The following is a 13,181-nucleotide window of genomic DNA, read 5'->3' as shown; positions in this document are numbered from 1 at the left end:
TTTCTAATTTTTCACCAAAAAGCACTGGCTATTTTTTTACTCAATCTTGCAGGTCTAATTATTTTTTTCTCTTGGTATCTTCCAGCACAACATGGATATTGGCTATCAATTGACAGCCATATTTTTTATTTTTTTAATCAGCATATTTTACCTGATACTTTTTTTGCCTCTTTTGTGGCTTATACCAATAATAGAAAGTTCGATTTGGTCATTTTGCTCGCGATGGGCGCACTTTATTACAATACATTCCGTAAAAAAAGATTATATGGGTAAACGCCATCTTATAATTGTAGGATTAGTGATGGTAATAAGTGCGGTACTTATTAATCAAATTGGACAAAATATTCCCATTGAAAGAGCAAGCCCGACACTTTATTTTCAAGATGCGCATAGAGTCGGTGATGTAACAGGTATCCCCACAAAAGATGCCTCAGGTGATAGCTTCCCTGGCGATCATGGTTTAATGCTACTCATCTTTTGTAGCTTTATATTACGTTACCTCTCGTTTCGTTCGTTTTTATGTGCTCTTATTATTACGGTTGTATTTTCCTTACCAAGGATTATGGCTGGCGCTCACTGGGCATCAGATGTATTAGTAGGTTCTATTTCTTTAACTTTAATCACCACGAGTTGGTTATTAATCACACCATTATCAGATATTATTGTCAGACAATTAGAAAAATATCTTCCTTTTAAAAAATAAAAGAGAAACACACTCATTTTAAAAAGAATAAAGTGTAATATTGCACTTATTCTTTTGGTCAGTTTTTAACAGTTAAATGATATTATTATGACAAAATGAGATCTATTTTAAGTATTAGCACCTTATTATCTAATGTTTTGTAAATTAAGCATCTTTCCTCTCGCCATTTAGTCTCTCTTTCTGTACACTTTTCTAGTTTCCTCATTATTTATTGTTTAATGTGGATATTTACGTGCTTTAGAGCACGTTTTTTCGCGAAATAGGGTTGCCAGAGCTAAATTACACTATATTCTCTGGTTATTTGGTGAATGATTCATGTGCACTTCTGCACGTAAGGATGTAAGGGAAATCTGTCACAATGAGAACAAAACCGTATATGAGAATGCTTAAGCTCATACCGGCGTTCATTGTTGTAGCTACGCTATCAGCATGTAGCTCACAGAACGCAAATTCACGCTTAGCGAATTCAAGCACTACCCCACTTAATACATCATCAAGCACATCTATTTCCCAAGCATCACAAGATGAATTTGAATCATTGGTGAAGAATCTCGATATAAAATCTAAGATACTTGACCAATATGCAGACTGGAAAGGTGTCGCTTATCGTCTAGGCGGAGATACTAAAAAAGGCATCGATTGTTCAGCCTTTGTACAAAGAACCTTTCTTGACCAATTCGGTGTAGAACTCCCTCGCTCAACCTCAGATCAACAGTTCTCTGGTACTCAGGTTAATAAATCAAAATTACAAGCAGGTGATCTCGTTCTGTTTAAAACAGGACGTACTATGCGCCATGTTGGAATTTACATCGGTAATGATAAATTTGTACATGCATCCACCAGCAATGGTGTAACCGTGTCAGAAATGTCTAATACCTACTGGAATAAACGTTTTTATGCAGCAAGACGCGTTATTGATAAAAATGACACAACACTTGTTGAAAACAACCTTTCGAAAAATGTATTAAGATAATTAATTCCCTTATATCTTATTGCAAAAAAAAAGCCTCATTTTAATAAATGAGGCTTTTTTTATATTCTCGATCTGGATAAAACCGTACAGTAACTATGTTAAGTTTGTAACATTAACTTGCTGTTATAAATAAGAATATGCCGTTGGAAATGGCTCCGCAATAGCGACACCCGCGTTTTTTAAGCAACATAATGCAGCACATTCATCATCGCTATGAAGGAAAAGACAAGGCGTACCATCCCATTCAATCACAACGCTATCAATATGGAGATTACTCAGATACTGACGCAAATTCTGTATTGCTTCATCCAGTGTCATACCATCATGACTTAATAGTTTTAAGCCAATCAACGTATTTTGCTTTCCAGCATCATTTTCAGGCAGTATTTCTACTCTTGTGCCCGCAAAGCCCGCTAGCCACCGATAACTCAGCGGCAGCTTGTGAACTACCGAAAGTTGTACATTATCCACAAATCAATCCTGTTTCATCAACACGTTAATTTAATACATCATCAATACGAGTTTGAACTGACTTGCTCACACGCATATTAAAACTTTGTTAATTGTAGAACATGAATATTACAATTGCTTTACAAAAAAGCGAAAAGACGCATTAAAGTATTCATTTAGCTTAGTGTATGCAGATATTCATGCCTGCAATACTCAATCTCTTCAATTATTCTTTCATTTATTTAACATTTTATCAACCATATAAAATAATTGTATAAAAATATTACGCATTCAAGTAGAACAATCCATCAATTTTTATCACGATACTTCATATCAACAAAACAACAACAGATGATTATTAAAATAAATTTTACTTAATTTAACAAAATAACAACATCAAGTATTGATTCAAATCAAAAAAATCACACTTATTTGAAACGATTCATGAAATACAGCAGAGGAAAATATGGCATTTTTAGGGGAAATAAAGACAGGAAAAGAGGAGCACGCTATAAATTTCTGCTATTTATAGCGTGATATTCTTATTTATAACGACGAGCAAGCAAAATAAATCCCATAGCAAACAGTACACAGAATGCCATAGAACTCACCATTGGCCATTCTGATTTTGCAGGTAGTAGAGCAATAGCCGTTCCAACTAACGCACCAACACCAAAACGCACGGTTCCCGCGAGAGAAGAAACCGTCCCTGCCATATGAGGATAATCATCAAGAATAACAGCCATCGCATTCGATGTGATCATCGCGATCCCTCCCACATACATTGCTACGCCCACAACAAGGAAATAGAAATGTAGATTAAGCGCGACCACCAGCAATAAAAAGAGCCCCATAAAACACTGGATCGTTAATCCTAGGCGTAACATATTCAACGCACCAAATCGACGAACATATCGCCCATTAATGCTTGTCATCACAATTAAGAATATGATATTAAAACCAAAATATAATCCAAATTGATCAAATGGAATACCATGTAGTTCGATGTAGACAAAAGGGCCAGCGCTAAGGAATGAAAACATTCCCGCAAAAGAAAAACCTGAAGCCAAAATATAGCAAAGGACACGACGTGTTCTAAACAGACTAATAAATTGGCTAAATGTCACTCTTAAACTAAAGCGTTGCCGACGCTCTTTGGGTAACGTTTCTGGAATATAAAAAGCAATTAATGCAGATGCAATTACTGCAGCTATCGCGATACTCCAGAAAATAGCATGCCATGAAAACCAATTCATTACCCAAGCACCTAATAGTGGCGCTAATAAAGGTGCAATCGTCATAACAAGCGCAACAAAAGACATACTTCTAGAGAAGTCATCTCTAGAAAACATATCTCGCATCAATGCATTAATAACAACACTGCCGCAGCTGCAGCAAAACCATGTAAAAAACGCATTCCAATTAGCACATCTATTGATTCAGATAATGCACATGCACTAGAGGCAAAAGCAAAAACAATTACGCCGCCCAAAATGACAGGCTTACGACCCAAGCTATCAGCCATAGGACCATAAACTAATTGCCCAATAGCAAAACCAAAAATATAGATACTTAATGTCATTTGCACTTTGCCACTAGGCACACCAAAATCTTGCGCAATCGTGGGTAAACTTGGCAAATACATATCTATAGCCAATGGCATAAGCATGGAAATAAGTCCCAGTATTAAAATGAGACTAAGGTACGACGAACGTTGCTGTTGCACGCAGATAAACTCCCAAAAACGACAGGATAAATAATAATTATTGAGGTAGGTGAATGCTGTTGATCTCTTCTTCTGTTAATGGACGATATTCGCCCTCAGCTAAAGTCTCATCTAATGTGATATCCCCAATACGCTCACGATGTAATGCACTGACATGATTACCCACAGCGGCAAACATACGTTTTACTTGGTGATATTTGCCTTCACTAATAGTAAGTTTGACTTCTGTGGGGGTAATAATTTCTAACATAGCGGGTTTTGTTAGATTTTTTTCACCATTGAGTTGAACACCTTTTTGAAATTGTTCGGCAACAGACTCTCCAATCGGCTCTTCTAACGTAACTCGATAGGTTTTCTCACAATGATGTTTAGGTGCCGTAATACGATGTGACCATTGACCATTATCCGTTAATAAAACAAGCCCTGTTGTATCAATATCTAAACGCCCAGCAGCATGTAACTTATGTGCCAAAGGTTCATCAATAAAATAGAGAATTGTTGGATTAACAGGATCGTCAGTTGAACAGACATAGCCGATTGGCTTATTCAACATAAAGTAACGAGGCCCCAAAATTTGAGTTAAGACATTGCCGTCATACGCGACTTCTTGCTCTGGTGCAATTTTGGTTGAGCCGCTTTTCACTATTTCGCCATCAATTGTTACAAGCCCTGCTCTTAATTCACGAAGGATCAAGCTACGGCTAATACCCAATTGCTGGGATAAAAATTTATCTAATCGCATGAATTTCTCTGAAAAATGGAAGAATACCATCTGATATGAGGCATCTATTAAAAATGAATATTAACAATAAAACAACTAATTAATTTATAAATAAACTATCACGCGCTTAACTCCCCCTTGTTCGCGCTCCCCATAAAAAAAATGTTACGCTGACCGTCCGTTTGATTTCTTATATAAAGTTATGGCTTTTACACTCAGACCTTATCAACTTGACGCAGTTAATGCGACAATCTCTTATTTTCGCCAACACAATACACCTGCGGTAATTGTATTACCTACTGGCGCAGGAAAAAGTTTAGTCATTGCAGAACTCGCTAAAAGAGCGCGCGGACGTGTATTGGTGCTAGCACACGTAAAAGAATTAGTAGAACAGAACCATAGCAAATATGAGGCCTATGGTCTATCTGCGGATATTTTTGCGGCGGGATTGCAACAAAAAGAGAGTAGCAGAAAAGTTGTTTTTGGTAGTGTGCAATCTGTTGCCCGTAATTTATCGCAGTTTAGTGATACTTTTTCTCTTCTTATTATTGATGAATGCCATCGCATTAGTTTGTCTGAAGATAGCCAATATCAGCAAGTCATTAAGCAATTGCAATCCATTAATCCCCAATTACGGATCTTAGGATTAACGGCAACACCTTATCGTTTACCGACGGGTTGGATTTATCAATATCATTATCACGGTATGATCAGAGGCGATGAAAACTGCTTTTTCCGTGATTGTATCTATGAATTACCTTTGCGCTATATGATAAGCAATCATTTTTTAGTTCCGCCAACTCGTCTAGATATGCCTATATTGCAATATGATTTTAGCCAAGTCAGAGCAAGTCAAAATGGAATATTTAATGAAGAAGATCTAAACCGTGAAATAAAAAGGCAAAAACGTATTACACCTCATATTGTTGCTCAAATTGTTGAATATGCAAAAAATTGCCGAGGTGTAATGATATTTGCGGCAACGGTTGAACATGCAAAAGAGATCCTTTCTCTTTTACCACAAGATGAAGCGGCATTAGTCAGTGCGGATACACCATCTTATGAACGTGATGATCTTATTTCCCGTTTTAAGCAACAAAAATTACGTTATATGGTTAATGTTGCCGTACTAACAACCGGTTTTGATGCACCTCATGTCGATTTAATTGCTATCTTACGCCCTACTGAATCTGTGAGTTTATACCAACAAATTGTAGGACGAGGATTAAGATTATTTGCAGGAAAAACAGAATGTCTCATTTTAGATTATGCTGGTAATCCTCATGATCTCTATCTACCCGAAGTCGGTACTAAAAAAACCCAATCCAAATAGTCAGCCTGTACAAGTTTTTTGCCCAATTTGCCAATTTGCCAATACCTTTTGGGGTATTGTAGATACTGATGGAGACATCATTGAACACTATGGCCGCCGTTGCCAAGGCTGGGAACTCAATAAAAAAGGGCAAAAACAACAATGTGAATTTCGATTCCGCTTTAAGTTATGCCCCCACTGTAATGAAGAAAATGATATTGCAGCACGTCGCTGTATTCATTGTGATGAGATCTTAGTTGATCCTGATGATATGCTCAAAGCGGCATTAAAACTCAAAGGGGCATTAGTTCTGCGTTGTGGTGGGATGCAATTTAAATCAGGAAATGATGTTAAAGGTGAATGGTTAGAAATTAATTATTACGATGAAGAAGGCACTTCTGTCTCTGAACGTTTTCGACTAACAACACCAGCTCAACGAAAAGTCTTTGAAGTAAAATTTTTACGTGAACATCAACGCGCACCGGGCGTTCCTTTCGTTTGGCATAATGCCAACGACATCATTAAACAGTTCGATTTGTTGCGTCATCCTGACTTTATTGTGGCTCATAAAGGTAAAAAAGAGAACTTCTGGAAAATAAGAAATAAGATTTTTGACTATGCCGGTCGCTACCGAAAAGCAAATACCCTGTATTAATCTGGATTTATATTTGCTGTTAAGGGACTTTTTCGTTAAAATGCGCCCCGCTTTATCTATTTTTAGATAAACCAAATCTCGAGCTTGTTGCTGGGTCGCCTGTAACAAGTATGTATTTTCTTTCTTTTTTATAAGAGAAAAAAGATGTTAACTATTAATGCAACTGTACGTAAAGAGCAGGGTAAGGGTGCGAGCCGCCGCCTGCGTGTGGCTAACCGTTTTCCTGCTATCGTTTATGGCGGAAATGAAGAGCCAATCGCTATCGATTTAGATCACAACGAAGTTATCAACCAAGAACACAAATCAGAATTCTATTCAGATTTCGTAAACCTGGTTATCGATGGCAAAGAAACTAAAGTTAAAGTTAAAGCAGTGCAACGTCACGAGTATAAGCCAAAAATTACTCACATCGACTTCCTGCGCGCTTAATAAGCCACCCTTCGAGCTTTATTTTCGGGACGCCGAGCATGTAACGCCACTTAATGTGGCGTTATTTGTTTCTACTACTTAATTATTTTTCTGATGCTCTACGTTGTAACTGATCACGTAAATTAGGCGGAGTACCTTTAATCGTGAGCGTATCTGTTGCTGGATCCCAGAATATTCTCTCTCCTAATAATTTCGCATCAAAATTCACGGTTAATCCACCACCACTTCCTGAGTACTTCATCAGTTGACGCAACGTGCTGCGATCTGCTGGGAATGTTTCAGCTAATTCATAACCCTTCTCTTCCGTAAATTGAGCAAAGTTTTGATCACCCAAAGACGGTAATTCTGCAGCAAGCTCTGTTAAGGCAATTTCTTCGCCCGATTGTAATTGCTCGTTACAGTAGCTATATACTTGCTCACGACAAGTTTGACGCTCTTGCTTGCCCATTTCTGATGCTTCACAAAAATCGTCAACCGCTTGTAAGAGACCTTTATTTTGAATTTTAGCGTTTAAACCTTCTTGAGCACCTAAAAAATCCATAAAGAAATCAGAGACCTTACGTCCAACACGACCTTTTAAAAACGTTAAATAACGTAAAGAATCAGGCGCCGTTTCCCACTCAGTTAAATCAATACGAGCAATAATGTCTGCATGAGGAATATCTAAATAGCGTGTCGATGATACATCAAGGCTGTCATTTACCCACATACTGTTACAACTACTCAATACAGCAATTAAAAGGTAATCCACAGCTAAATAGCGATAGTGACAGAATAGAACCGTACCACCTTCTGCAAAAGGATATTTTGCCAATTCATCTTTTAGTCTCACAGTTGCAGCTCGTGAAAACCCTAAAAAGTTCTCTTCACCTTTACGTTGTAAACGTAACGCTTCTGCTAATTCGCTTTCTTCATTAAACAGACCATAAGCTTTACTTTTTGCACTATATACGCGATGCAACTCTTCAACCATCTCCTGAACAACCGGTTCAATTTCTAAGAGTGAATCACGTAGCACAACTTCTAATGTCTGCTCATCTCGCTTAATAAGTTGATGCAAAACTAATTGGTTAATATCTAGACTCATGGTCGTCCTCTTCTATTGCGTCTCTTTCCGTGCGCGTATTCAAACACTCCCTACTTTCAGTATCAAGGGAAAATTAATTAATTTAATAGCGGAAAAAGACCTAGTAATACGGTAACATATAGCGTTTTATACATTTAGTAGGAATTCAGATTTTATGCCACAAAAATCCCGTTATAGTGATGAACAAGTTGAGCAATTACTTGCAGAACTTGTCAGCGTTCTTGAAAAACATCATACTCCTACAGATCTTTCTTTGATGGTGTTGGGGAACATGGTGACAAACTTAATTAATACAAGTATTGCCCCTGCTCAACGGATGCTGATTGCTGATTCTTTTGTTCACGCATTACGTGCTTCAATTGATGAAGGCAATATTCACTAATAAACATAGAAAAATTATTTATAGACATGGTAACGAGACCTCAGTCCTATCGTGAAAAAGTATCCCAAATGATCAGTTGGGGTCACTGGTTTGCGCTATTTAATATTATTCTAAGCTTACTGCTTGGGAGCCGTTACCTGTTTATTTCTGATTGGCCTGCAACTTTTTGCTGGTCGTTTTTACGCTATTGTGAGTTGGATGGGACATTTTAGTTTTATTGTCTTTGCTATCTATATACTCATCCTTTTTCCCCTCACCTTTATAGCAATTTCTCAACGGCTACTTAGAGTTATCTCCTGCGCCCTTGCCAGTGCTGGATTAACTATCCTTATTTTTGATATCGCCGTTTACCAGCAATTTCAGCTCCATTTGACTCAACTTGTTTGGGATCTTGTAATTAATCCAGATGAAGGCGAAATGGCACGTGAATGGCAACTTATCTTTATTGGCATTCCCATCATCTTTCTTATTGAAATGCTTTTTGCAACATGGAGCTGGCAAAAATTACGCAGCTTAAATCGCCAGCGTTGGGGTAAACCATTAGCTGGTGTCTTTATTACTTGCTTTATATTATCTCACTCTATGTCTATTTGGGCTGATGCTAACTTCTACCGCCCAATCACCATGCAACGTGCTAATTTACCATTATCGTATCCAATGACAGCACGTAAATTCCTTGAGCGCCATGGCTTTATTAATCAATCAGAATATGAGCAACGCGTTATCAGTGAAGGTAACCCAGCAGCACAAGGTATCACCTATCCTCTTGCTCCATTAATCTATGCCAAGGATACCTATTCTTATAACTTGCTGGTGGTTGTCATTGATGGGTTAGGTAACGAAGAAGTGTCTGAACTACCAAGTCTGCAAAAATTTGCACAAGATAATCTTTATTTCTCAAGGCATTATTCATCAGGTATTAATAATGATACAGCATTATTTGGCTTATTTTATGGTATTTCACCGTCTTATTTAGACAGTGTATTAAGTAGCAGAAAAAACTCTGCACTTTTCGATGCGTTAAGTTATCGAAACTACCAATTAGCCATGTTTTCCACTAATGGTTTTCAAACACCATTGTTTAAACAAGCTGTGCTATCCGATTTCTCACTCCCAACATCACGTAGTGGTGATAACAATGCCACAATTGATAGTTGGGATCGTTGGTTGGTCCAAAACAGCCAAATAGCTCCTTGGTTCTCTTTCTTACAAATTAATGGTCATACCAATAATGCATCGCAACGCACCACATTAAATGACCAATTAGAGACAATATTTAAGACATTACAAGAAACCAAAGTGCTCGATAATACGGTTGTGGTTGTCACTTCTAGCTATCATCAAGACAATAATAAGAAGCAAGTTAATCAGTGGCTTTCAAATAAGACCACCTTTAATTTAAGCCAGTCACAAGTACCATTGATAATACATTGGCCAAATATGACGCCACAGGTTATTGAGCGAATGACAAGCCATCAAGATATTATGACAACCTTGATGCAGCATGTTTTACATGTCATTAGTCCAGCAGATAACTATTCACAAGGTGAAGATTTATTCGCAAGCACCCGTAATCATCCATGGATTTTTACAGGTGATGACGAGGCATTTGTCGTCTTTTTACCCGATAATACCTTATTGATAGATAAGCATGGTCGGTACGCTTTATTTGATAAATCAGGGCAAGAGATTAGCTCAGCAAAACCGGATTTAAAATTATTGCTGCAAGTTCTGGCTGAGCAAAAGCGTTTCATTGAACGCTAGCACTATTAAATAACGTATAAAATTACACCACTTAATTAACAAAGGGTTGCTTTAGCAGTCAAAAACAGTAATATACAAGGCACAAACGGCATGTAGCGCAGCCTGGTAGCGCACTGTCATGGGGTGTCAGGGGTCGTAGGTTCAAATCCTATCATGCCGACCATTTTTAATTAAGAAAACCAACCAATTACGGTTGGTTTTTTTATGTTTGGAATTTGCTTGGTGTAAAACTGGTGTAATACTGGTGTAAAACCCACATCAGATTTACCTTGTTTAAGTTCCAATCCTCGCCCTATGCTTATGCTATAATTACCCTCCATTTCATTAATAGAGCTTATCAAATGAAAAATCTTGCTGAACTAACTCAAGAAAAAAAAGACAAGATTAATGTCGATTTGGCAGCAAGTGGTGTCGCATATAAAGAACGCCTCAATATGCCAGTTGTTGCCTCAGAAGTTGAACGACAACAACCAACACATTTACGCGAGCACTTTAATGAACGACTAGCGTTTTATCGCGAGAGAAGTAAGAAGTTGCCGGATGGAAATTCAGTACAGTATTTGAAAACAGAGTGATTACTCATGTTTTGAGGTCATTCGATGGAGAGAGTTTTATTGAAGGCGAGTGTGTTAAGATTGATTAACTCTCTAATTTTTTCTAGGTCCTATTTGGAATAAAAAGCCTCCGTTAAGAGGCCTCGATTAATTTAACAAGAGTAATGACTAACCTTTTTTAAATCCAGGCTTACCATTTTTAGCCCGCCATTCTTTAACTTCTTTTACAACCCCTTCAGGGCTATCTTCTCGATTATCATTAGGGTAATAAATTAAATCCGAACCATCAGGATGTTCTGTCAATTTCTTAAATAAAAGAATATTTTTTATATCTTCTTTTTTCTGATGTATTTTCAACATTAAATATTTTTTTTACAAAAGCTAAAAACTCAGCTTCAGTATAATCACTGATACTATTTTTCAGTTCCATGATTATTTTCCTCTATGAATATCAATGTGTCGTTTAGGGGTAACAATGCGGATATTATCCATATCATAAACTCCACCATCTTCAATAATAGGCTTAATATGGTGAAGCTAAAAGGAACGTATCCCTCCAACACGATCTTTATATCTAGCCCTTGGTGCCAAACCATTTCGCATTCGAGTTCTGTTACTTTGGATAAAATTCTTACCTCATTGTTTTACCTTCTTAAATACCTGCATCACATTACCTTTAGCGGCAATCACTAATGCACATAAAAAATAAATTGCTCGCTATACTCGATAACCCTGCCATAGATTTAGCCGATAAAAGCTCAGATATTTCCACACACAAAGAATGATCAATACGGTACCAACCCATGAATCTCTATTAGATTTGTACTGACAAAAAACAATCGAACCACTATTGCCGTGATGATCACAACATTAGCCCAATTCAATAAAAGCTGTTTATCGTTCCAAATTGCCAAGAGGTAGATCATTTCTTATCCCGCCCTTTTCCCGATAAAACATCGATAATCGTGGTAAAGTTTTTTTCTATCAGTTTTGAAAACCATGAAATTGCTTTAGTGAGGCTTTCACTCTTGGCAATGATCAGTAATGCGGAGATAAATAGAGCAGAAACTAGAATGACCGTTAAAGTGCCACCCAATTCATAATCAAGTTTTTGCTTTATTAATTGATCTATAGGCTCAGTAACTAAAGCCCTAGTAATAAATGAGAGAATAAATAATAGAAGCTTTTTCTTATTGTTATCTTTAGAGGCAATAACAGCGACTGTGGCACCAGTCGCGGTACTTGGCATAATAGATCCTTGTGTTTAGATAAAGAAAAAGGCCGCACTAGGCGACCTCTTAAAATCAGTTGTTTGGTATACAGAAAAGGTTAATCTTATTTAGCTTTATGTGAAATGTGAAGAAACACCTAATCTATTTCTGGATCAAATATTTCACACCCTGTGCGCCAGATTGCGAAATCTTCACCATTGTAATGATAGCTTTCTCGTAGCACTTTTTTTTTCTTCAAAATAACTAATGCCACGCTCAATATTACTTTCATTTTTACTATAAGTCTGCATTATTCTATACCCTTTCATACGCGGAACATTATCATCAATAAAATAGGTGTATTCACTTCCCCAAGGGTCCGTCCATGTAATAGATCCTGATTTTATTACGAATATCTTTTTATCATCAACTTCAGAAGTTGCATTATCGAAATCTAGCGACCATAAACTTTTTTTTCTTATCTACTTCTACATCCGGCACCTTCTGCGATCTTTCACATTCAATTTTGATTGGTTCTGCATAGGATGAAACGGAAAAAATAACCGCGAATATCATTGATAGTTTAATAGTATTGTTAATCACCAAGTAATTCCTTATTTTTAATTTACCAGCCTTATCAAATCGCTTAGTTTCTAACTCCGCACCGATCACCCTAGAGGCTGTTGCTATTGATGATATGCTCTATCTTGTTCATGAGTGCTGTGTAACTATAAACACAGTCTGACATTAACTTACCCTCAAGTAAGATATTAAAATTGTAGTTTACTTAAGTATAAGTTTTATCTGTAGATAAAAACAGAAAACCCAGCACATTGGCTGGGTTAGTTGGTGAAATTACTAAAATGGCAACTTACTCTAATAACTCAATCTCGGTACCATGAATTTCTTGCCACGATTTAGGTGAAGCGTGAAAGCCGGTTTCATGGGAGTGTCAGGGGTCGTAGGTTCAAATCCTATCATGCTGACCATTTTTAATTAAGAAAACCAACCGCTTAGGATTGATTTTTTTATGTCTGGAATTTACGTGGGGTAAAACTCACATCAGGTTTACCTTGTGTAAAGTCCAATTCTCGCCTTATGCCTACGATACAATTTTACTTCAATTACTTAATAGAGCGTATCCAATTGAGATCTTACTACTGTATTAATGATATGCTAAACCTTTTAAAGGAAAAGTATAATAAGGTTAAAAT

Annotated in this window: 9 protein-coding genes, 1 tRNA gene and 5 pseudogenes; 8 read left to right on the top strand and 7 right to left on the bottom strand. The window is 37.1% G+C overall.

Features of this window, described 5'->3' with window-relative positions; all coding sequences use genetic code 11:
• Nucleotides 1-6: 6 nt before the first annotated feature.
• Nucleotides 7-703 (top strand): annotated as a pseudogene (locus BHE89_RS21340) (phosphatase PAP2 family protein).
• Between the two features lie 358 nt (nucleotides 704-1,061).
• Nucleotides 1,062-1,676, top strand: a complete 615-nt coding sequence (mepS, locus tag BHE89_RS21335; protein ID WP_069368285.1) for a bifunctional murein DD-endopeptidase/murein LD-carboxypeptidase — start codon at nucleotides 1,062-1,064, stop codon at nucleotides 1,674-1,676.
• 123 nt (nucleotides 1,677-1,799) lie between these two features.
• On the opposite strand, the gene BHE89_RS21330 is transcribed toward mepS, so the two are convergent.
• The 3 genes and pseudogenes from BHE89_RS21330 to rsuA form a co-directional block, all read right to left on the bottom strand.
• Entirely contained in the window at nucleotides 1,800-2,147 is a 348-nt protein-coding gene (locus tag BHE89_RS21330; RefSeq protein WP_069368284.1) for a YejG family protein, read from the bottom strand.
• Nucleotides 2,148-2,668: 521 nt separating this feature from the next.
• A pseudogene (locus BHE89_RS21325) lies at nucleotides 2,669-3,813 on the bottom strand (Bcr/CflA family multidrug efflux MFS transporter).
• A 76-nt stretch (nucleotides 3,814-3,889) separates the two neighbouring features.
• Complete coding sequence (gene rsuA / locus BHE89_RS21320; RefSeq protein WP_069368282.1) at nucleotides 3,890-4,594, bottom strand: 16S rRNA pseudouridine(516) synthase RsuA; 705 nt, start codon at nucleotides 4,592-4,594, stop codon at nucleotides 3,890-3,892.
• Nucleotides 4,595-4,775: 181 nt separating this feature from the next.
• On the opposite strand from rsuA, the pseudogene BHE89_RS21315 reads away from it, so the two are divergent.
• Both BHE89_RS21315 and rplY read left to right on the top strand, forming a co-directional pair.
• A pseudogene (locus BHE89_RS21315) lies at nucleotides 4,776-6,540 on the top strand (DEAD/DEAH box helicase).
• A 144-nt stretch (nucleotides 6,541-6,684) separates the two neighbouring features.
• Nucleotides 6,685-6,969, top strand: a complete 285-nt coding sequence (rplY, locus tag BHE89_RS21310; RefSeq protein WP_006537318.1) for a 50S ribosomal protein L25 — start codon at nucleotides 6,685-6,687, stop codon at nucleotides 6,967-6,969.
• 82 nt (nucleotides 6,970-7,051) lie between these two features.
• Here the strand turns inward: rplY and yejK are convergent, their stop codons facing one another.
• Nucleotides 7,052-8,056 (bottom strand): nucleoid-associated protein YejK, encoded by a 1,005-nt coding sequence (gene yejK, locus BHE89_RS21305; protein ID WP_069368280.1) that lies wholly within the window; start codon nucleotides 8,054-8,056, stop codon nucleotides 7,052-7,054.
• A 154-nt stretch (nucleotides 8,057-8,210) separates the two neighbouring features.
• Here yejK and BHE89_RS21300 point away from each other — a divergent pair, with 154 nt between their 5' ends.
• The 4 genes and pseudogenes from BHE89_RS21300 (at nucleotide 8,211) to BHE89_RS21285 (ending at nucleotide 10,777) form a co-directional block, all read left to right on the top strand.
• A complete protein-coding gene (locus BHE89_RS21300; RefSeq protein ID WP_004247042.1) occupies nucleotides 8,211-8,438 on the top strand; it encodes a YejL family protein in 228 nt (75 codons plus the stop codon).
• 26 nt (nucleotides 8,439-8,464) lie between these two features.
• A pseudogene (yejM, locus tag BHE89_RS21295) lies at nucleotides 8,465-10,202 on the top strand (LPS biosynthesis-modulating metalloenzyme YejM).
• Nucleotides 10,203-10,288: 86 nt separating this feature from the next.
• Nucleotides 10,289-10,365: transfer RNA gene (locus tag BHE89_RS21290), tRNA-Pro, on the top strand.
• A 178-nt stretch (nucleotides 10,366-10,543) separates the two neighbouring features.
• The gene (locus BHE89_RS21285; protein ID WP_069368278.1) at nucleotides 10,544-10,777 is read left to right on the top strand and encodes a DNA polymerase III subunit theta; all 234 of its coding nucleotides are present in this window, start codon (nucleotides 10,544-10,546) and stop codon (nucleotides 10,775-10,777) included.
• Between the two features lie 147 nt (nucleotides 10,778-10,924).
• On the opposite strand, the pseudogene BHE89_RS21280 reads toward BHE89_RS21285, so the two are convergent.
• From BHE89_RS21280 to BHE89_RS21270, 3 genes and pseudogenes are all read right to left on the bottom strand, one after another.
• Nucleotides 10,925-11,186, bottom strand: a pseudogene (locus tag BHE89_RS21280) (bacteriocin immunity protein).
• Between the two features lie 2 nt (nucleotides 11,187-11,188).
• Complete coding sequence (locus BHE89_RS27550) at nucleotides 11,189-11,284, bottom strand: hypothetical protein (RefSeq protein ID WP_353612773.1); 96 nt, start codon at nucleotides 11,282-11,284, stop codon at nucleotides 11,189-11,191.
• 394 nt (nucleotides 11,285-11,678) lie between these two features.
• Nucleotides 11,679-12,005: a hypothetical protein gene (locus tag BHE89_RS21270; RefSeq protein WP_069368276.1), complete on the bottom strand. Its 327-nt coding sequence runs from the start codon at nucleotides 12,003-12,005 to the stop codon at nucleotides 11,679-11,681.
• Between the last annotated feature and the right edge of the window lie 1,176 nt (nucleotides 12,006-13,181).

Source organism: Shigella sp. FC1967 (genome assembly GCF_001743005.1).
Classification (GTDB): domain Bacteria; phylum Pseudomonadota; class Gammaproteobacteria; order Enterobacterales; family Enterobacteriaceae; genus Proteus.
The sequence above is the reverse complement of the archived record's forward strand: the minus strand, read 5'-3'. Positions and strand labels throughout refer to the sequence as shown.